Genomic DNA, 20505 nt, shown 5'->3' with positions numbered 1-20505 from the left:
ATCCATCCTGGGCTTGTTCAGACGTCGCAAGGTCAAGCCAGGCTCGACCTTGCTCCCGCCGAATCAAGCACTTGCGTGCTTGATTCGCGTGTCGCCATTCATGGCGCACGGAATCTCTGAATTGATCGGAGAGGTTCCTTAAACCTTCCGCACCCGGAACTTCCTTCCCTTGATCTTCCCCGCCTGCAACCGCGACAGCGCCTGGTTGGCCTTCGACCGCGCTATCGCGACGTAGCTGCGGGTCGGGAAGATGTCGATCTTGCCGAGCGCGTCGACGGGCAGGCCGGCGTCGCCGGTGAGGGCGCCGACGATGTCGCCGGGGCGCAGCTTGTCGGTGCGGCCGGCGTCGATGCGCAGGGTGGCCATGGTCGCGGGCGGGGCGGCGCCCGGGCGCAGTGCGGCGATCGGCGGCTTCTGCCAGTTCAACGGCGTGCCCTGCAGTTCTTCCAGCGCCCGGGCGCGGGCGATCTCGCGCGGGGCGCACAGGCTGAGCGCGACGCCCTTGCGGCCGGCGCGGCCGGTGCGGCCGATGCGATGCACGTAGACGGCCGGGTCGGTGGGTAACTCGTAATTGATGACCGCGCCGATGTTCTCGACATCCAGTCCACGCGCGGCGACGTCGCTGGCGACCAGCACCTGGCAGCTGCGGTTGGCGAAGCGCACCAGCACTTCCTCGCGGTCGCGCTGCTCCATGTCGCCGTGCAGGGCGGCGGCGGAGAAGCCCAGGTGGGTCAGCGAGGACACCACTTCCTCGGTGTCGCGGCGCATGTTGCAGAACACCACTGCCGATTCGGGGTTGTATTCCATCAGCAGGCCGGCGAGGGCGGCGGGCTTGCGCGCGCTGTCCACCTCGAAGAAGCGCTGTTCGATGTCGGCGTGGGGCTCGCCTGTCTCCACCGCGACCGTCAGCGGGTCGCGCAGGATGCGGTCCGCGACCGTGCGGATGCCATCCGGCCAGGTGGCGGAGAACAGCAGCGTCTGCCGCTGCTTCGGAGTGCGGGCGACGATCCTGCGGATCGGTTCCTCGAAGCCCATGTCGAGCATGCGGTCGGCCTCGTCGAGCACCAGTACGCGGATGTCGCGCAGGCCCAGCGCCTGCTTCTCCAGCAGTTCCAGCACGCGCCCCGGAGTGCCGACCACGACGTGCGGCGTGTGCGTGAGCGATGCGAGCTGCGGTCCGAGCGGAACGCCACCGGTCAGGGTCAGCAGCTTGAGGTTGGCGATGCCGGTGGCGAGCCTGCGGATGTGCTTGGCGACCTGGTCGGCCAGTTCGCGGGTCGGGCACAGTACCAGCGCCTGCAGGCGGATCTGCGCGGGGTCGAGGTGGTGCAGCAGGGCCAGCCCGAACGTGGCGGTCTTGCCGCTGCCGGTGGGCGCCTGGGCGATCAGGTCGCGGCCTTCGAGCAGGGCCGGAAGCCCCTGGGCCTGGACCGGCGTCATCTGCACATGGCCGAACGCATCCAGGCCCTGCAGCAGCGCCGGATTGAGCGGGAGGTCGGAAAACTCGGGGAGGCGGTCGGTCATGCGGTGGCATGATACGGATTGCGCCCCGGGCGCGTCGGCAATCGCAGGAATATGCCGGCGGGCCCGGAGAACCTGGATGCCGACGGCGAGGATGGTGGCTGCATGCGGACCGGGTGCGGCGCTTCCATGTGAGGGCCGGCGCTCCGGGCATCGGCCCGGGCGGGCCCGGCATCGCACCCTGCCGGCGTGCGCAGTGCGCAGTGCGCAGTGCGCAGCGCCTATCCGTTCTTCAATCGATACCGGCAGCGGCTGACGCTGGTGGCCATGGCGGTTCAGGAGCCGACGCTGAGCTACGTCGATCCGCAGGACGGGGAGACCTTCTCCCGGGATGAGTTCGTAGGCTTCGCCCGCGACTACCTGGGGGTCGAGATCATCTTCCGGAGCCCGGCGGCGCCTTGGCTGCAGCAGGACAGGGCACCGCAGCCGCCACGGCAGCCACCCGCCTTTGCACCGGAATTTCGTGTGCGTGCCAGAGCCATCGGCGCGAAACTCGGCCTGACTCGCTGCAATGGCCTGATGCCCGATATTGACGTTGACGAGCTGCTGCAAGGTACGGGCGCAGGTGCAGCCCGGTTCTATTCGTCTACGGCATAGCAGCTGTTCATTATTTCATTTGTGACATGAGGCCAACCGGGTGAAGCTCGAACACGGTGGGGATCATGACGATCGCGGTCGCTGTCAGTCAGTGTACTGACCAGCGCCTGGCCGAGCGCTTCGCGTAGAGAATGTCCTGAACCCGGTTCGCTTCACGGTCACTCGGAGAGACGAATTCGATCATGCGTTACCTGTCGCTGAGCATCACATCAGCAGCTCTTGCCATGGCCGTGTCGCTGCCGTCGTGGGCGCAACCGCCATACGTCGTCGAGTCGCCCGATCGCCGTGTCCGGCTGGAAGTCACCGCGAGCGAGGGCGCTCTGTCCTATGCGGTTGTCCGGGACGGCGTCATGGTCATTTCGTCATCACCGCTCGGGCTCGTCACCAACGAGGGCGTCATCGACGGCAGCTCGATGAAGCTGCAAGGTGCAGAACGCGAGAGGGTGGACGACGTCTATCGTCCTGTCGTGGGCAAGGCATCGAGCGTTCCCGACCGCTACAACCAGCTTGAACTGACGTTCTCGGGAGAGCATGCCTCCATGGGCCTGCGCCTGGTTGCCCGGGCCTACGACGAGGGCATCGCGTTCCGCTACGTACTGCCGCAGCGCGATGATGCCACGGAGCTGAACATCATCTCGGAGTCGACGGGCTTCTTCTTCCCGGCCGACTACCGCTGCTGGGGTTTCAATCCGGGGCGCCATGAGAACTCGCACGAGGGCGAATTCGATCCGATCCGCGCGTCGGCCATCCGTGCGTTTCATCTCTTCGATGCGCCCCTGGTTTGCAAGGCCAAGACGGAGCAGGTCACGTTCGCCATCGCCGAAGCCGACAAACGCGACTACGCGGGTGCGTACTACAGCGGCCGGGGCGACGGCGGGCTGGGCCTGCAGTTGGCGCTCTCACCACGTGCCGAAGTGGAGCCGCGTGCGGGATATCTGAGGCCGGCGGTACGTGCATCGCTTGCCGAGAAGCCGCTCGTCACTCCCTGGCGTGTCGTCATGATGGCCGATACGCCCGGCGGTCTCGCGGAGTCGAACCTGATCGCGACGCTCGGCAGCCCGTCGGCACTCGCGGACACCCGCTGGATAAAGCCGGGAAAGGCCGCCTGGGACTGGTGGAACGGCTGGGCTGTCGATCTCCCCGACGCGGGCGTCAACACGGCCACCTACAAGGCATACATCGACCACGCCGCTTCGATGGGCCTGGAATACATCCTGATCGACGAGGGCTGGTATGAAGGAAGCTCGACGACGCCGTCGCCAGCCGACGTCACCAAGCCGGTCGCGGAGATGGACATGGCAGCCATCATCGCCTATGCGCAGGAAAGAGGGATCGGTGTCTGGATCTGGCTGCAATGGGAACAGCTGGACCGGCAGATGGACGAGGCGCTGCCCTTGTACGAATCGTGGGGCGTCAAGGGCATCAAGGTCGACTTCATGGATCGCAGCGACCAGGACATGGTCGGCTTCTATCACAGGCTTCTGGGCAAGACGGCCGAACACCGCTTGATGGTCAACCTGCATGGTGCCTATCCGCCGGATGGCCTGACCCGTACCTATCCGCACTACATGACCCAGGAAGGCGTGCTTGGTGCCGAGTACAACAAGTGGAGCACGAGAGTCACGGCCACCCACAACGTCACCTTGCCGTTCACGCGCATGATCCTGGGGCCGATCGACTACACACCCGGTGGCTTCCGGTCGTTGACGCCGGAACGGTTCGCCGTCCAGAAGCGATCCACCCGGCCGTTCGTACAGACCACGCGTGGCCAGGCCGTGGCCATGTATGTGGTCTACGACTCGCCGTTGGTGATGGTCGCCGATAGCCCCGAGGCGTACACGAACGAGGACGGCAGTTGGGCGGATGGTGCTCGCTTCATCGGCCAGGTGCCGACCACCTGGGACGAGACGCGGGTTCTCGAAGGCGACATCGGCCAGTACATCGTCACTGCCCGCAGAAAGGGGCGCGACTGGTACGTCGGCGCCATGACGAACGAAAAGGCGCGGGTTCTCGATGTGCCACTGGCATTCTTGGAGGATGACGTGGCTTACCGCGCGTCGATTCTCGAGGACGGCAACGACATCAACAGTCTTCGCTCCAGCGAGAGGCAGGTAACGGCGGCAGGCCGGATGGAACTGTCGCTTGCGGCTTCAGGCGGGGCGGTGGCCGTTCTGTCGCCCGTATCGAGATAGAGCATGGGGCCGGATGCGACCCTCGGAGTCGCGGGAACTCGGATCCCGATGAAGATGGCGCCGGCTTCACCGGTTCCAAAGTCGCGAGGCAGACGGTCTCGAAGGCGGCCCTTCTCGGCTCTCGAATGGAGATACGGTCTGGTCGGGGTGCCTTGAGTAGCGAAGCCCCTGGATCTTCATGGCACCCTGAGGATGGTGACAGGGGGGCGTGAACAGACGAGGACGGGCCCTGAGCCGGCGTTCTGATGTGTCGGTCAACTCGACTGGCGCGGCCCCGCATGCGCAGGCGACTTCATTTTCCAGGGTGGACGAACGCGATCGGCGCGTTCGCCACTCTGTTCGACGGCTTCGCGGAACACGCGCGAGTCCGGCGATCCGGCGTAGCGGATGTTCGTCACCCGCACGCCGTGCGGTCCCAGTTCGCTGGCCAGGTCGCACGAGAAACTCTCGATGGCACAGCAGGCAGGGCCGAAGCCGCCGACGTTGGGATAGCCGATGCCGCCGGGCGTGGCGGTCAGCGACAGGATCACACCGCTGCCATGGGTCTTCATCCTGCGAGGGCGTCGACGGCGTCGCGGTCGGTCGCATCGACGTGGGCGGCCTGCGCGTTGCCGCCCGTGGCGCGGATCGCGGCGACAAGGTCTTCCACCGGTTCCAACCTGCGGCCGCTCAGCATCAGTTTGGCGCCATCACGTGCGAAGGCGCAGGCAACGGCGCCGCCCAGCGAACCACCAGCGCCGTAGATCACGGCAATCCTGTTCTCGAGCATCATCTGCGTTCTCCTGTCCGGGGACGCGGAGCTTCATCGCCTGCATGGCGGGACCCGGCCGTCCGCGCCCGCGCCCCGTCCTGCTTGGGTGACGGTCGGGTGGGCCGGAGTTCGACACGCGGAGGCGTCAGGTCACGGGGCGGGCACGGTCTTGAGAAACGCCCGAACCGGCGGGCCGCGCTCCGGGCCCGCCGATGAAACGTCCACAGACCGGATGCTCCATGCCGCGAGAACGGCGGCAGGGACAGAGTCGAAGGGCGGGCGCAGGACGCATGGCAGCCGAGCTGCCCGATGGTCCGCAAGCGGAACATCGACCGGACGGGCCTGACGATCGACACGGGGCGAGATTCCCGGATCCGGCTAGCATCGGCTGGAACCGGAGTGGAGCAGATGCATGGATGACTCGCGGCCCGGACGGGTATCCCGCAAGCGTTGGTTGGCCGCGCTGATCGTCGGTGCGGTCGCCTGGCTGGTGGCGACCATCGCGTCGCAATGGATACCCAGCGTGCTGCTTGGGCTGGAGCTGCAGGGCGCGGCGTACGCATGGGTCGCGCTGTTCCAGCTCGTGCTCGGTCCTGCGGCGGTCCTGCTGGGGCTGCGCATCGCAGGGTATCGGTTGGGCGATGTCGGTTGGGTCGGTGCCCACTGGCGCGTCGACGCGCTCATCGGGGCCGGGACCGCTGTCGTTTTTGCCTTGTTGCAGTTCCTGGTGGTGATTCCGGCGACCGGAGGTGCCGATCGCAGCGACGTGGTCGCCAACTCGGCGCAGATCGGCGATTCCGTCGGCGGCCTGGCTGCCTTCATCGCGCTGGCCTGGGCCGGAGCGCTGAGCGAGGAGCTGTTCTTCCGGGGGCATCTGCTGGCTGCGCTGCGTGGAATCCTGGGCCGCGGGCGCGGTGCATGGGTCGCGGCGATACTGCTGGTCACGGCGACGTTCGCCGCACTCCACGGCTACCAGGGTGTGGCTGGAATGATCGATACCGGCCTCTATGGAGGTCTGGCGATGACGCTGCTGTATGTCGCCCGCGGCTGTCGGCTGACCGCGCCCATCGTGGCCCACGCCATGTGGAACACGATCGCGAGCGTGGTCATCTGGTGGCAGTACTGAGCGATGCCGGACGGACGCGGTGTGTCGGCCGGCTTTCAGCGCCGCGCAGCCAGCCAGCGGTCCAGCTGGCTGGCGAACACTTGCCGGTCGCGCGCGCCGAACGGGGCGGGCCCGCCGGTCTGCACGCCGGCGCCGCGCAGCTCGTCCATGAAATTCCGCATCGACAGCCGTTCGGCGATGTTGTCGGCGGTGTAGCGTTCGCCACGCGGGTTGACGGCGTCGGCGCCCTTCGCAACGACGCGGGCGGCCAGCGGAATGTCCTGGGTGATCACCAGGTCGCCGGGTCGCGCCCGCTCGGCGATCGCATCGTCGGCGACGTCATAGCCGCCCTGGACCTGCAGCGCCCTGATGTAGCGCGAGGTTGGCGTGCGTAGCCACTGGTTCGCGACGAGGGTGACCTGCACCCGTGTGCGCTCGGCCGCACGGAACAGGATGTCCCGGATCGGCCCCGGACACGCGTCCGCATCGACCCAGATCTGCGGGGTCGCCGGCGCCGTGTCGTTCATTCCGATTCGTCGGCGGACGTGGGCGAATCGTCCTTCGTCGCCTCGCGCTCTGCGCGCTTCCTGGCGTTCTTCTCGTCCTTCTTCTTCTGCTTGGCCAGCTCGCGCTGGCGCTTCTCGAATGAATAGTTGGGCTTCTTGGCCATGGGCACTCGCTGGGTGGGTAGGCCCCCAGTGTACGGGAGTGCGCCGGATGGGGCTTGATCCGGTCCATTGCTCTCCGTCAGTGGCGGACTCGACCCCGCCGGACCGCTTCGATCGTGGCGATGTCGATCCTGCGCATCTCCATCATGGCGTTGAACGCGCGCCTGGCGGCCCCGCGATCCGGGTCGTCGATCGCCTCCGTCAACGCACGGGGCGTGATCTGCCAGGACAGACCCCTTTTGTCCTTGCACCAGCCGCCGGCGCTTTCCCGGCTGCCGTTGCCGACGATCGCATCCCACAGACGGTCGGTCTCGGCCTGGTCTTCGGTCGCCACCTGGAATGAGAACGTCTCCTGTGCTTGAAGGTCGGTCCGCCGTTCAGGCCAAGACAGGGGATGCCAAGCACGGTGAACTCGACCGTGAAGACATCGCCCTGGCTGCCGGACGGGGAGTCGCCCGGTGCGCGATGTACGGCGTCCACCGAGCTGTCCGGAAAGGTCTCGGCGTAGAACGTCGCCGCATCGTGCGCGGCATCGTCGTACCAGAGGCATATCGTGTTCTTGCGGGTCATCTGGATTCTCCGGAACTCGGGTGGGTCGTCGATCTTCAACGTTTTCGGAAAGCCGGTCTTGCGGTCATGGGCCGCTACTTCCGGATGGGTCGGCCGTAGAGCTTGCGCAGCTCGTCCTTGGCGGACTCCAGGATGTCGCGACGCCTGGCAGGCAGGTTCTTTCCCGCACGGTTGATGTAGAAGGTCAACATCGACATCGCCGAGCGATACGGATCGCTCTTGCGACGCCGGCTGTCCTCGGCCGAGCGCTTGAGCGAGCGCGCCATGGCTGCGGGATCGTCGAGCGTGAACACGCCTTCCCGCAGGTCCAGTGCGTCGCTGGTCTCGGTGACGTGCTGCGACCAGCGCCGCGTGTCCTTCTTCGCATGTCCGCCTTTCCGGCGGACGCCTTTTGCGCGTGCGGCTGCGGCCTGCGTCGGTTTCGATCCGTGCTTGCGGGGAGGGGGCATGTCTTCGCGACTCCGGTCGGTAGCCCGATCGGCAATCCAGTCCAGCTGGCATGCGGGCGGGGTGAAATCCACATTGGACCAATGCGAATCGAGGCCTGGCATCCATGTACAGGCGCGGATCCGCAGCCGCACGCGGCCCTGCTCAGATCAGCAGCCGGTTCCAGTTCCCGTAGCGCATGCGTATCGGCCCACGCCGCAGGCTCAGCGCGATGAGCGCGACTCCGCAGACCAGGCTCGACCCGGTCTGGACTGTCGTGGCGCCAAGCATGAACGGCGTCACCAGCAGCGCCACGCCGAACCCGATGTTGATCAGGCGTACCGGGCGCGCGATTTCCGCAAGCGCGCATACCGCCACGGTGATCACCAGCGAACCAATCAGGTGGTCGGCATTCGCCATCGGGCCCTCGGCGCCGACCGTCAGCCGTGTGAACATCAGCCACACGCCGATCGCGATGCACAGCAGCAGGTTCCATGGCGCGTTCACGTTGCCGCCGCCGACATCGCGCAGCACGTCCATGGGGGCGCGGTCGAACTCCCTGCCGTCGTGCGGGACCCTGCTGTCGTCGTCGGTGTCGCCGGCGAAGAAGACATAGAGCAGGTTCCTGCCCGCTTTCCGGCGCCGATGGAGGAACTGCCCGGTGGCGACCAGTTCGTCCAGCGAGTAGGGGATCTGCAACACCATCGCCGCGGCACCGATCAGGCACAGCGTGCACCAGGTGCCGATGACGATCGGCTGGATCACGATGAAGGTGATCGACACCACGCCCAGCGGCACGATCAGGAAGCCGAAGAGCACCACCAGCCAAGGCATGGTGCGCCAGCGCCGGGTCGATCCGATCAGGCCGGTCAGGATCTCGAGCAGGTAGACCAGGGCGCCAAGCCCCGCATCGGGCACCGGCCACGCCTCCGATACGCTCGAGGTGATGATCGTCTCGGTGCCGTTCTTCGGGCCGGCGACGTCGAAGAACGGTTCCCAGACGCCGTCGACGTGACCCAGCTGGTAGGCCGCCATCGCACGCGAGACGAACAGGCCGACTAGCGCCAGCGCGATGATGGGAAGCCGCTGGCTCCAGTCCGACGGCGAGTATTCCCAGCCGGGCGGCACCGTCGGTCCCGAGCACGCGGCCACCGGCGAGACTCCCGGACTGGGCGGAAGCGCCACGGCGAATCCGATCGCCAGGGTGCCGACCAGGGAGTCGTTGAGATAGGCCGCCGCGTTGCCGGTCCAGAACACCAGCGGCGAGAACAGCACCCACAGGCCGACCGCGGCGGCCAGCCAGCGCAGCGATGCCAGGCGCCACGACAGCGTCATCATTCCGAGCAGCACCAGGGCGATGCCGGAGAGACTGTCGCTCCAGCGAAGCGCGGCCGGGATATCACCAAGCGTCACGGGCGAGGCGACCAGCCACAGACCCAGCATCGCGACCGCGAACGGGCCATACAGGTGCCGTCGGTGCGCGTCGCGGAACGTGTCCTCGGCATGCTGGCGCAGCGCTTCGGGCCGGTCGACCTTGTCCGCCGCCTCTTCGAGCCACGGCGGCGGCGTGATCCCGTTGTCGCGATACCATCCGACGGGGTCGCGCTCCAGCGACGCGACGATCCGGGGAAGCATGTCCTGGATGCGGTGTTCCGGCTCCCAGCCGAGAAGCTCGCGCGCCCGGCTGATGTCGAGGGCGTAATGATCGCTCGAGATCTCGATCATGAACGGCCGGATGAAGGGCTTCTCGCCATGGTCGATCGCATCGGGCACCACCGGCTCCGCCGCACCCTGCAGCCAGGCGCCGGCCTTTGCGAGCGGCCGTGGCAGGTTGATCGTCGTCCACTCTTCGCCATGGATGAGCTCGCCCAGTGCGTCCTGCAGCTGGCGATAGCTCATCGCCTCGGGCTCGCCGACCAGGACCGTCGTCCCGGAGGGGAGCCGGTCGCGACGGTCGATCGCGCGGCGGAAGGCGTCGATCATGTCGTCGCGATGGATCATCGACTGTCCGGCGTCCTCGTCTCCGGCATGCACGTAGCCGGTGAAGTCGCGCTCGTAGATCCGGGCGATCTGCTGCGCCAGGGTCGGCACGGCCGTGCGCCCGTCGTAGAGGCCGGCCAGGTGCAGCAGTACGTAGGGAATGCCGCCATGTTCCTCGGCGATCACCCGTTCGGCGCGCGCCTTCGACTCCGGATAGGCCCAGCGTGGCCGGATCGGCGAATCCTCGTCGATGCGCTCTCCGGGGACGGTCGCCTGGTGCACCAGCATCGTTCCCGAGTACACGAACTGCGCCACCTCCAGCGACTGCAATGCGCGCAGCAGACGGCGCGTACCGTCGACGTTGACCTTGTCGTACAGGGGTTTGTACTCGCCCGAGAAGTCGAAGTACGCGGCCAGATGCACGACCGACGCGATGCGTTCGCCATGGCGCTCGCGGAACTCGCGTACCGCGCCTTCGACCGACTTCCCGGAGGTCAGATCGATCTCGATCCAGTCCACCGCGACTTCGGGTTCGGCCACGTCCATGCCGACCACGCGATAGTCCCGTGCCAGCGCCGACGCCAGCGCCGAGCCGACGCTGCCGGCGATGCCGGTGATCAGGACGATGGGCCTGTCATCGGGTTTGGCGTTACGGCTGTTCATTCACTCGACTCCCTGGCGTGCTCGCGCGCTATCAGCAGCACGCTCGCGAACACGATCGCGAAGCCGATCAGGTGGATCCACACGAAAGGCTCGCCCAGCAACAGGTACGACAGCAGCAGCGCGCTGACCGGCATCACGCCCATGAAGCCGGCGGCGGTACCGCCGGGTACCTTCGACACGCCGCGGTACCAGAGCACCGAGCCCAGTGCCATCGTTCCCGCCCCCCACCAGCCCAGCGCGATCCAGTCGCGCGGCATCGCCCGTCCGGCTTCGAAGTCCGGCCATTGATGGATGGCGAACGGCAGGAAAAGCAGCGTCGCGATGATCGCCGCAAGGCCGGCGATCGTCACCGGCCGCGCGTGCTCGCTGGCCCGTTTCCCTAGCAGGGTGTATGCGGCCTCGCTGCAGACGGCACCGAACACCAGCAGCATGCCGACCAGCGGGTTGCCGCCGCCGTCCGGTCCGTCCGATTTCCCGCCCAGTTGCAACACCAGCACGCCCGCGACCGCGAGCGCGACCGCGGCGGCCTTGATCCAGCCCAGGCGCTCGCGAAGGAAGACGAACGCGCCGAGCGCGGTCACCGCGGGCGTCGTGCTCATGACCACGCTGCCGACCACGCCGGATACCTGCTGCATGCCGAACAGCATGAACACGCTGAAGCCGAACATGCCGATCGCGGCGATCGCGGTCGTCAGCAGCCAGTCCCTGCGATCGAAACGCCGTACGTTCCTGCGATCGGCCAGGACGAACGGCAACAGGACCAGCGCCGCGAGCGCCATGCGCAGCCCGGACCCCAGGAACACCGGGAACGCCGAGGTCACCAGCTTGCTCACCGGCGTGCCGCTGCCGAACACGGCCATGCCCAGCGCGAGCGAGGCATACGTCGACAGTGGAGCGGAGCGGTTGTTGCGGGGCATCGGGATTGATCGCGGCGATGTCGATCCATGGATCAGGAGCCTCGAAGATCGCAGGTGTCCGTTCGACGCGCCGTGAAATCCGGAGCATGAAAAAAGTGCACGAAAACACGGAAAAATCGCGAGTGCAGGCATCACTTCAGCGGCGTCGCTCGCTCTGCGTCGGCAGGCAGGTGTCCAGTCTGGATGCCAGTCCATCGGGTTCGATGCCGAGCGTTTCGAAGCCGGGTGCATCCGGGCTGACCACATTGTCGCGTTGCATCAGGATGACCTGGTCCACGGTCAAGGGTGGATTCCTGAGGACGACACCCGATGCGGACGCGATCAGTTTCCAGATCGGGAAGGGCAGGGGAAGCAGCCACCTGCGCCTGCCAAGATGCGCAGAGACGATGCGTACGAGTTCGCGATAGGTGTGGACCGTGGCGCCCCCCAGCTCGAAGACGCGGTCCTGCGTGTCCGGGCGTTCGATCACCGCGGCAGCCGCGGCTGCGACGTCCCGGACGTACGCGGGCTGCAACCGGGTGTCGCCGGACCCGAACAGGGGCACCACGGGCAGACGCGTCACCCGCTCCAGGCTGGAGAGCAGGGCGTCGTCCGGTCCGAACATCGTGCTGGGCCGCAGGATCGTCGCCGTCGTGAATGTTCCGCGCACGGCGCGCTCCCCGTAGGCGCGGGCGCGGACGAACCGGGAGGCGGAGGCCGGATCGGCGCCTATGCCGGACACATGCACCAGCCTGGTCACGCCCGCCTGCCGGGCGCACCGCGCCACGGTCCGCGCACCGTCGACATGTATGGTCCCGAAGTCGAGGTCGCCATGCTCGACGTACAGCGAGACCGCATTGACCGCGCCCCAGGCGCCGGTCATTGCTGCGGCGATCGCCGAGGCATCCCGGATGTCCACCTTCACCCGCTCGGGCTCGGGCCTCAGCTCGCCTAGGTCGAGTGCATCGGGATGGCGGGCGGCGATGCGCACCCTTGCGCCGGACGAAGCCAGTCGCCTGACGATCTCGCTGCCGAGGAACCCCGTCCCGCCGAAAACGGTGATGGTGCGATTGTCCATGGCCAGGCGAACCTAGCACTGCAGCGGTCAACGCACCGTGGACTGCTGCGCTTCACCGTCCTACATGTAGAACCACCGGTCCCCGAGGTACTCCACGACGTGTCCGGCAAGGTCCGACGTGAACAGGTTGTCGGAGTTCCCGAAGATCACGACGCCGTCGCCGGTGTCCCTGTAGAAGTGGCAGTAGGCCCTGAAATCGCCGTTGTTCCCCGAGTGGTAGTACCTGAACCCCTTCCCGGTTTTCTTGACCGGGAACCCCAGACTCCGGTGCATCTCGCCGCGTTCCGGCGGAAGGGCGGTCTGCAGGGAAAGCAGGTCCTCGACCACGGCGGCATTCGAACCGACCGGGCGCATCAGCGCGATCAGGAAACGGGCGTAGTCGGAGGGCGTGGTGATCAGGCTGTAGGCCGCGCCGAAGTTGCGGTCATGCCGGTCGTTGTCGGTGACGGCCCCGTTCCTGTGGCCGAACGCCTTCAGGGACGGGATGGCGTCGTCCCAGGTGTACTGCATGTACCGCGCACCTGCGGGGTCCGCGACTTCACGCTTCAGGTGCGCCTGGAGACCTTCATCGTCGGTGCGCAGGATGTGCCCGAGCACGGACTTCAGGTACTCGTACGCTTCGCCCGAGTATCCGAACCGTGTCCCCGGCTCGAACAGCAGCTTCAGCTCGCCGCCCGTTTCGCTCCTCCAGTTGGGCAGGCCCGATGCATGGGCGAGCACCATGCGCGCGGTGAGCAGCTCGTGGCGCGGATCCGGCACGAGGCTTTCGTGGGGCAGGTACTCGTGCAATGGACGGTCCAGGTCCAGCAGCCCCTTGTCGACCTGCAGCATCGTGAAATAGGCGAACACGGGCTTCGACAGGGAAGCGGCCTCGAACAGCGTCCGCTCGGTGATCGGTTCGCCTGTTTCGAGGTTCGTCACTCCGAACGCGCCGCGATAGACGATCGCGCCGTCGCGGATGACGGCCATCGAAAGTCCGGGCACCCCGGCGCTCTCCATTTCCCGGACGATCAGTCGTTCCAGTCCGGCGAAATCCGGGTCTTCGTGGCGGTCCGCCCGATCCTGTGGCGGTGACGCGTGGCCCGGTAGCAATGCGCCGAGCAGGCAGGCCGTCGCCATCCATCGGCCGATGCGACGGAAGCGGCCCTCAGTCATTCCGGGGGAGGTCGTAGTTGTAGCTGCTCTCCGTCGTCACGCGGACCCAGGTCACGATCCCGTCCTTGCCTTCCAGGAACTCGTAGGTCGTATGGCGCGACGGCAGGATGTATTTTCGATCGGCCACCTGCACCAGTGCCTGCGGCGATTCCGCGGAGGCCGTGAGCACGTGAAGCGCGTCGTCCTGCAGCGAAAAGACGAGCGTCTGGGAAGCGTCGGCCCGGTTGCCGAAGCGGCCGGTGAAACGCTCCGGATGGTCGAGGGGCGTGGATACCGGCCGATAGACCACGGGCTCGAGCGGCGCCCAGCCGTACTCGAGTGCCACCGACCTGGCGATCGAGGCCATAAGACCGAAGCCGTTGTCGCTGTTGGTCATGATCACCAGACCCTGCCTGTCCTTCAGCGAGCCGACCATGTAACTCGTGAAACCCGCATTGCTGCCCCAATGCTCGAAGATCAGGTCATCGTCGGCGCCGAGCTTCTTCGCAAAACCGAGCCTGACTTCCGATCGGGAGAAGACTTCCTCCGCCATGCCTCTCGATATCAGCGTACCGCGGCCGGTGTGGTAGTCGTCGATGATGGTTGCCATGAACGTGGCCAGATCGCTGGGCGTGGTCCACAAGCCTCCGGCGGCCTGGAATGGAAAGATCATGTAGGGGTAGGGGCGCAGTTCGTTCGAGTAGCCGGTAGCCGCCCTCTCCATCAGGCGTGCCGGAGCCGGCTGGCTGAAGGAACTGTCGTCCATGCCGGCCAGAGTGAAGACGAGCCTCTCGACGACTGTCTGGAAATCCTGTCCGGTGGCGTCCTGCACCAACTTCTGGACGATGGAATACCCGGGATTGGAGTACTTGTAGCGTTCGCCAGGCGTCGCGACGACTGTGACGGCCGGATCCACCGACGGTCCGGTGCCCGCAAGCATCTGCTCCAGCGTCGGGATGTCGTCGTCGATGCCGTACGACGTCGACACGTGATTCTTTATTCCCGCCGTATGGCCGATCAGATGCCGCAGCGTGACCTTGTGGTCTGTCAGGAATTCGCTTTCGGGAATCTTCCAGTCGACCAGCTGAGCGTTGACGTCTCCGTCCAGCTCCAGCTGTCCACGATCGACCAGCGCCAGAGCCGTCATTGCAGCCACCGGCTTGCTCAACGAGGCGGCCGTGAACACCGTTTCCGGCGTGACCCGTTCCGCATCCGCCAGGCGGCCGTAGCCGTAGGTCAGGCACCATGCGATCTTCCCGTCGTCGACGAAGGCGATGCTGACGCCGGGAATGTCCTGCGCGAGCATCTGCTGCGGAATGGAGCTCGTCGAAACCTGGCCTTCGAGATAGTGAAACGGCAGCAGGTTGTTCTGGATACGCGCGGCCGCAGCCGTCTCCGTGCACGCGGGCTCGGCTGGATCCGGAACTCGCGAGCCTGCGACCGCGTGCAGGGAGGTCATGACGGCGAGACAACAGACGACCGTCCCGACCTTCGACCGCATGTTGGTGCTGCAAGCAGGGGAATCCTTGATCATTCGCCAAGCCTCGAATCCGGTTGTCCGCACGTGATGCGCCAGCTGGAGCATCGTGCCCCGTTGCTGCCATCGCGGACTGGACCACGAGAGTGCGGAAGCCGGACGATGCAGGGCGAGTGCCGATGGTCACTGGCGGCCCGATGCGGATGGCAGGCCGCCCCGTCCGCGGCCGGATCCGGCCGCACCTGGCCGCAGGCATCACTCGATCGCCAGTGCCTTGAAGTCGTGGTTCGTCCGCAACTGCTCCTGTACCGGCCGTTCGCGCAGTCCGGCATCGGTGAAGCCGCGGTTCGGCCTGTTGAAATACGCCAGTGCACGCTCGTATGCCGCCCGGAGCGCCCCGCTCCTGCAGGCGGAATACCGTGCCGGTCGAGCTGTTCTTCACGGCCACAGGCACGGGGTGGCGGGTTCGCTTGTGTTTTTGCGACTACCCCTGCGAACCGGAGCCTGGGCATCGGCACACCGCTCGGGTTCGGTCCAATGACGCCGCAGGCGATCACCGGCTCCGCGACAGTCGCGGTGACGATCCGGCCGGACGGCGACCCACAACCCATCTAGAGGCAGAAGCACGATGAAACTCCGCACGACACTCCTGGCCGGCTCGATCCTGATCGCCGCAATGTCTTCCGCGCATGCCGCCGGTCCCCGGCCGCTGTTCCAGTTCCCGGCCGAGTGCGGCCAGATCTGGGATGCATCGACCTACAGCAATCACTGGCCGGATCCGGACAGCATCGACATCACCGTCCGCGGCAACAATCTGGCCAACATCGGTGCGGGCGAACCGGTCCTGGCCTCCGCCGCGGGAACGGTGACGTTCGCGGGCATGGTCGGCGACGAGTACCGCGTCTATCTCGACCACGGCAATGGCTGGGTCACCCACTACATCCATCTGGAGACGGAGACCCCGCTGCCGATCGTGGTCGGACGCCAGGTCGCCCAGGGCGAGCAGATCGGGCGTACCGGCAAGAGCGGCGCGCAGGCGATCCACCAGCACTACACCCAGTTGCGCGACAACGATGCGGTGCGGATCGCGTTCGCGGGAGCGTTGATCAATACGCACGCCGGCAATCCGAGTTCCTACGGCACCTGGGGGACGAACAGCGCGGAGAAGATCATCAGCCTGAACTGCGCCGGCAACACGTTCATGGGCTGGACCCAGACCGGCTACCAGTACGAGCTGCTCTACAAGCCCGGCTCGGGCCAGACCAAGATCGTCCGGGTGAACGCGGGTGGTGCCGGTGTGACCACGACCTGGGAAGGGTCGTGGAGCACCGGCTGGACGAACTTCATGCCCTACCATCTGGCGGCCAACGGCCATCCGCATGCGATCGTCTACAAGTCGTCGACGGGAGAAGTGCGCTTCCTGCGCATGAATCTCCACGGCGCCGGCGTGACGAATCTGACCAGCGGGACCTGGTACAAGGGCTGGACCGACTTCGTCCCGCTGACACTCGACGGCGACAAATACTTCATCGCCTACGACTCGGTCCACGGCTACGCGAACATCGACCGCATCCGCGCGAGCGGCGACGGCTCGAGCAACGTCTACCGGCGTACCTGGGAAGCCGGGCGCACCGCGCTCATTCCGTACAAGCTCGGCAACGCGCAATACCTGCTGATGTACAAGGGCGGCACCGGCGAGGTCGAGATCGACCGGATCACCGGCAGCGGCACGAACATTGCCGTCGACGAAGTGTGGTCCGGCACCTGGACGAAGGGATGGACGAACCTGGTTCCGGTCTCCCATCAGGGCCAGCAGTTCCTGCTCGGCTACAAGGCGGCGAGCGGGGAGGCGAAGCTGATCAAGCTCAAGTCGGGCGGACAGGGTGTCGAAGTCACCTCGGCGATGAGCTGGACAACCGGCTGGACGGCGTTCTCGCCGATGCTGATCAACGGGAGGGGCCACGTGCTGCTCTACAAACTGGGCACCGGCCAGGCGAAGATGATCCGCTTCAGGGACGATGCCAGCGGTGTTGACGTCGTCTGGCAGGGCAACTGGACGACGGGCTGGAAGTAGCAGGGTCTGGCCCGGCGGGAAAGCCGGAAGAGCGCCCCGCGATCGCGGGGCGCCATTGCCTGCGCGCCATCGGACGAGGCCCGGCGGCCGGTTCCGCGGCCGGCCTGGACGAGCCAGTGCCGCGGCCCGCCGCGAGCGGCCAGGCGTCGCCGGGAAGAATTGTGGCCGCGGCCGCGACCCCGCACGCGATCAGGCGACAGAGGCGGCTGACCTCAGGCGCGCGCGGCGGTCGCCGCAAGGCGACGAACGTTGCCGACGACTCGTTGCGCAAAGAAGCGACGGTCAGTCGCTCGCGGACTGCTGCCGGGCCTTCTCGTACCACTGCTCGTACTTGGATGCCAGCGGCGAGCCCGGGTCGAGCAGACGGATCGCCTCCGGCATCGCGGCCAACGCCCGCAGGTTGGGGGCGTTGAACAGGATCACCAGGCCGTCGCCGGAGCGCACGTGGATGTACGACAGCGCAAGCTCCGACCAGTCGCTGCCGCCGTGCGTCAGCAGCGTGTCGTCGTCGTAGTGCAGAACCTGCCAGCCGAGGCCGTAGCCCTGCGACACCGGGCATTGCCGGGGGGCGACCCGGGCGCAGTCGACCGGGTTCTGGTCGCCGAGGTCGACATGCACGCGATCGCGTTGTTCGCGCATCGCATCGCTGTAGCCGTCTCCGCTTCGGGCGAGGCTGAGGAAACGCGCAAGATCGGTGACGGTGATCGCCATGTCGTCGGCGGCGGAGTAGGTGCCGGGCTTCCGGCACCAGCCGTTCGGGCGGCAGTAGTGTCCATGGAACCGGCCGTGCCCGTCGCGCGCTTCGGCCAGTCGCGCGAACGTATCCTCGCGAATGCTGTAGGCGGCACCGGACATCCCGGCAGGCTCCAGCAGGTACTGGCGTACCAGATCGCCGAAGTCGGCGTCGAGCCGTTTGCCGGCGTACTGCGCCAGGTACTCGTAGCCTTCGCCCGAATAGCCGTAGGCGGTGCCCGGGTCTCGCACGAAATGCAGCTTCCGTTCCGGCGACATGAACCGCCAGTTCGGCAATCCGGTGGTGTGGCCAAGCGCCATGCGCGGCGTGAGCTGCCGATGGCGCGAATCGTAGGCGATGTCCGGGTCGACCCAGTACGGGGCCATCGGTTCGTCCAGCGACAGCTTGCCCGCATCGGCCAGGCGAAGCACGGTTTCGGCGGTGAACACCTTCGTGATGGACGCGACGTTGAACAACGTCGTCTCCGATGCCGCTACGCCGGGGCTCTGTTCGCCGTAGTAGCCGGTCCACGCGATCTCACCGCCGTCGATCAACGCCACGCCAGCGGTATTGATTCCGTGGCGACGCACCAGTTCGGCGAACGCTTCGTCGACGGCTGCGGCATGCATGGAGTCCGGCGTTGTAGCGCGGGGCCCGGCAGTGGAGATACACCCGGACAGTGCGAAGCACGCGCTCAGACACACTGCAACAGCTACGCTCTTCTTCATTGCCCTTCTCCAATATGGGTGTCGGCGCCGGCTGAATGCATTGGACCGTGCGATGGCGACACCGGTTGGCGTCGGTGGCCAGCTGCGGTCGCAAGGCGGCCGGGGGCGCATGAAAGCCGGGAGGTCGACGCAAGCGTGCCCACCTGCGATTGCACGGGCACGTGCCATTGGTCCCGCGCCGAACGCGGACACGCCGATTCAGCGCGTGGGCGCGTCCGCCGCTGCCAGCCACTCGACCAGACGTTGTCTGTTCGCCGCGTCGAGATGGATGAAACGCACTCCCGCGAGAATGCTGCCGTCCGGGAGGCGCTCCTGGTGGATCACCTGCATCCCGCCTTCTACCGGCAGTCGGCGGTCGCCGAGCTGCAGTTCCACCTGCACCTGGTACAGGGCGTGGTCGACGAGCGGAGCAGCGACTTGCACCTTCATCCCGCCGCGCGAGATGTCTCGCGTGAGGCCAAGCGCACGTCGGGTCATCGCGTTGATCACCGGAACGAGCACGTCGACGTGCTGGCGTGGCGTGCGGCGGCCCTCCGCGCCAGTGTCCTCGGCGCTCACCGTGCGCCTCCGCTGCCGGCGAGCAGCCAGGCCCGGCCATCGGCGATCAGGCGCGTGATGGTGTCGACATCTATCCATGCCTCCTGGCCGCTGTCTTCGCTGGCGAGCAGCACGCGATGGGTGTCCCGGCGATGGTCGCGCAGCCGGGCGCGCATGATGCCGCCGTCGCGACTGAAGCCGATCAGTGCGCCCTTGGGCAACGCATCGATGCGGGCCTGCAGGCGCCGGGCGGCCGGTTCCGCACCGCTGGCCGCGATGGCGTCGCCACCGATATGGATCAGCGCTGTCGCCAGGCGTTCGCACTCGTCCGGCGCATAGTCCAGCAGCGCAAGCGATCCGGCTATCCATTCCCGGGTCGCCGGGTCGATGGAGCGGCCGGCGCGGAGAGCGTCCACGAGCTCGGCGACGATCATCCTGCAGCGCATCCATTCATCGGAGTGCGAGCCGAAGCGCGACACCAGGCGCACCATCGCGGCTACCGCGCCGTGGTACTCGGCCAGCCGGTCCTTCGGCAACGAGCCGGGCGGCATCAGTTCGTCGAGCGCGGCATTGACGATGCGTACCGCCTCCACTTCCGACAGCAGGGTATCGTCCGTGGCCGATGCAGCCGTCGGCATGCGCTGCCGTCCGCGGCCGGGGTGATGCGCCGAGTCGCGCGCAGGCAAGGGCACGAAGCTCAGTCCGGCCAGCACGCCGGCCTTGTCCAGCAGGTCGTTGACCGCAAGCACCAGCGCTTCGTAGCGTGGACCGTTCTGGGTGTCGTACACGCCATACAGCGCCATGCGCGCGTGGATCGGCAGCCCGATTTCGTGCGCGGCGTGGCGCAACGCACGGCAGAACGCCCGCGGGCCGAGCGGCAGTGCCGCGGCATCGAGCGGCGGGCGCTCCAGCAGCACGGCGAAACGGTGGCCGAGCAGCATCAGCTGCAGACCGGCGCGCGATTCGTGGCGTGCGGCGATCCCGGCGAGCGCACCGTCCTCGTCGACGATGTGTTCATCGAGCAGCATCAACGGCTGCAGGCGATCGCGGGACATGCCGGTCGACAGCGCGGGAGCCAGATGATCGCGGGCCGTGAGGAATTCGCGTCGCAGCATGTCGATGAGCGATGGATAGAAGTCGGCCCCACGCTGTCCGAGCGCCTGTCGCGAACCCATCCATTGCGCGAGCATCTCGTCGTCGCGCTCTTCGCGCGCACGCTCGATCATCGCATCATCGAGGCGCAGGAGGAGCAGCTCGACGTCCGGCCGCAACCGTTCCGCGACCAGGTCGAGGACCTGTCCCATCAGCTGCTGCGCATGGCGGGGCAGCGCGTCCATGGCCCCATTCAAGCCTCGTTTCGATCTACGGACGGTGA

Annotated in this window: 18 protein-coding genes and 1 pseudogene; 4 read left to right on the top strand and 15 right to left on the bottom strand. The window is 66.9% G+C overall.

Annotated elements, in window-relative coordinates:
• Positions 1 to 138: 138 nt before the first annotated feature.
• Positions 139 to 1524: an ATP-dependent RNA helicase DbpA gene (gene dbpA / locus L3V18_RS02880; protein ID WP_237053088.1), complete on the bottom strand. Its 1386-nt coding sequence runs from the start codon at positions 1522 to 1524 to the stop codon at positions 139 to 141.
• 207 nt (positions 1525 to 1731) lie between these two features.
• Here dbpA and L3V18_RS02875 point away from each other — a divergent pair, with 207 nt between their 5' ends.
• Positions 1732 to 2118, top strand: a complete 387-nt coding sequence (locus L3V18_RS02875; RefSeq protein WP_237053087.1) for a hypothetical protein — start codon at positions 1732 to 1734, stop codon at positions 2116 to 2118.
• 182 nt (positions 2119 to 2300) lie between these two features.
• Positions 2301 to 4310 (top strand): glycoside hydrolase family 97 protein, encoded by a 2010-nt coding sequence (locus L3V18_RS02870; protein ID WP_237053086.1) that lies wholly within the window; start codon positions 2301 to 2303, stop codon positions 4308 to 4310.
• A 254-nt stretch (positions 4311 to 4564) separates the two neighbouring features.
• Here L3V18_RS02870 and L3V18_RS02865 read toward each other — a convergent pair whose 3' ends face one another.
• Together L3V18_RS02865 and L3V18_RS02860 are read right to left on the bottom strand one after the other, a co-directional pair.
• Positions 4565 to 4840: an SDR family oxidoreductase gene (locus tag L3V18_RS02865; RefSeq protein WP_237053085.1), complete on the bottom strand. Its 276-nt coding sequence runs from the start codon at positions 4838 to 4840 to the stop codon at positions 4565 to 4567.
• A gap of 17 nt (positions 4841 to 4857) precedes the next feature.
• Positions 4858 to 5082, bottom strand: coding sequence for an SDR family NAD(P)-dependent oxidoreductase (locus tag L3V18_RS02860; RefSeq protein WP_237053084.1), 225 nt, complete (start codon positions 5080 to 5082; stop codon positions 4858 to 4860).
• 391 nt (positions 5083 to 5473) lie between these two features.
• Between L3V18_RS02860 and L3V18_RS02855 the strand changes: the two genes are divergently transcribed.
• Positions 5474 to 6187, top strand: a complete 714-nt coding sequence (locus L3V18_RS02855) for a CPBP family intramembrane glutamic endopeptidase (RefSeq protein ID WP_237053083.1) — start codon at positions 5474 to 5476, stop codon at positions 6185 to 6187.
• A 35-nt stretch (positions 6188 to 6222) separates the two neighbouring features.
• Here the strand turns inward: L3V18_RS02855 and L3V18_RS02850 are convergent, their stop codons facing one another.
• From L3V18_RS02850 to L3V18_RS02810, 9 genes and pseudogenes are all read right to left on the bottom strand, one after another.
• Complete coding sequence (locus tag L3V18_RS02850) at positions 6223 to 6693, bottom strand: YaiI/YqxD family protein (RefSeq protein WP_237053082.1); 471 nt, start codon at positions 6691 to 6693, stop codon at positions 6223 to 6225.
• Positions 6690 to 6836, bottom strand: a complete 147-nt coding sequence (locus L3V18_RS02845) for a hypothetical protein (RefSeq protein ID WP_237053081.1) — start codon at positions 6834 to 6836, stop codon at positions 6690 to 6692. The genes L3V18_RS02850 and L3V18_RS02845 overlap by 4 nt, the downstream gene beginning before the upstream one ends.
• A gap of 77 nt (positions 6837 to 6913) precedes the next feature.
• Positions 6914 to 7404: pseudogene (locus L3V18_RS02840) on the bottom strand (VOC family protein).
• A 74-nt stretch (positions 7405 to 7478) separates the two neighbouring features.
• On the bottom strand, positions 7479 to 7985 hold the full coding sequence (locus tag L3V18_RS02835; RefSeq protein ID WP_237053080.1) for a DUF3175 domain-containing protein: 507 nt from the start codon (positions 7983 to 7985) through the stop codon (positions 7479 to 7481).
• A gap of 10 nt (positions 7986 to 7995) precedes the next feature.
• The gene (locus L3V18_RS02830; protein ID WP_237053079.1) at positions 7996 to 10473 is read right to left on the bottom strand and encodes a vitamin K epoxide reductase family protein; all 2478 of its coding nucleotides are present in this window, start codon (positions 10471 to 10473) and stop codon (positions 7996 to 7998) included.
• The gene (locus tag L3V18_RS02825; RefSeq protein WP_237053078.1) at positions 10470 to 11390 is read right to left on the bottom strand and encodes a DMT family transporter; all 921 of its coding nucleotides are present in this window, start codon (positions 11388 to 11390) and stop codon (positions 10470 to 10472) included. Before L3V18_RS02825 ends, L3V18_RS02830 begins: the two co-directional genes overlap by 4 nt.
• A gap of 136 nt (positions 11391 to 11526) precedes the next feature.
• Positions 11527 to 12447 carry a complex I NDUFA9 subunit family protein gene (locus L3V18_RS02820; protein WP_237053077.1) on the bottom strand — a complete coding sequence of 307 codons (921 nt, stop codon included), beginning with the start codon at positions 12445 to 12447 and terminating at the stop codon, positions 11527 to 11529.
• A 60-nt stretch (positions 12448 to 12507) separates the two neighbouring features.
• Positions 12508 to 13602, bottom strand: a complete 1095-nt coding sequence (locus L3V18_RS02815; RefSeq protein WP_237053076.1) for a serine hydrolase domain-containing protein — start codon at positions 13600 to 13602, stop codon at positions 12508 to 12510.
• Positions 13595 to 15115, bottom strand: coding sequence for a serine hydrolase domain-containing protein (locus L3V18_RS02810; protein ID WP_237053075.1), 1521 nt, complete (start codon positions 15113 to 15115; stop codon positions 13595 to 13597). Before L3V18_RS02810 ends, L3V18_RS02815 begins: the two co-directional genes overlap by 8 nt.
• Before the next feature lie 571 nt (positions 15116 to 15686).
• Between L3V18_RS02810 and L3V18_RS02805 the strand changes: the two genes are divergently transcribed.
• On the top strand, positions 15687 to 17132 hold the full coding sequence (locus L3V18_RS02805) for a M23 family metallopeptidase (RefSeq protein ID WP_237053074.1): 1446 nt from the start codon (positions 15687 to 15689) through the stop codon (positions 17130 to 17132).
• 282 nt (positions 17133 to 17414) lie between these two features.
• Here L3V18_RS02805 and L3V18_RS02800 read toward each other — a convergent pair whose 3' ends face one another.
• The 3 genes from L3V18_RS02800 to L3V18_RS02790 form a co-directional block, all read right to left on the bottom strand.
• Positions 17415 to 18494: a serine hydrolase domain-containing protein gene (locus L3V18_RS02800; RefSeq protein ID WP_237053073.1), complete on the bottom strand. Its 1080-nt coding sequence runs from the start codon at positions 18492 to 18494 to the stop codon at positions 17415 to 17417.
• Positions 18495 to 18791: 297 nt separating this feature from the next.
• Entirely contained in the window at positions 18792 to 19151 is a 360-nt protein-coding gene (locus L3V18_RS02795) for a PilZ domain-containing protein (RefSeq protein WP_237053072.1), read from the bottom strand.
• Positions 19148 to 20467 (bottom strand): DUF1631 family protein, encoded by a 1320-nt coding sequence (locus L3V18_RS02790; protein ID WP_237053071.1) that lies wholly within the window; start codon positions 20465 to 20467, stop codon positions 19148 to 19150. Before L3V18_RS02790 ends, L3V18_RS02795 begins: the two co-directional genes overlap by 4 nt.
• Between the last annotated feature and the right edge of the window lie 38 nt (positions 20468 to 20505).

Source organism: Marilutibacter chinensis (assembly GCF_021725675.1).
GTDB lineage: Bacteria > Pseudomonadota > Gammaproteobacteria > Xanthomonadales > Xanthomonadaceae > Marilutibacter > Marilutibacter chinensis.
This window is presented reverse-complemented; position numbering and strand designations above follow the sequence as displayed.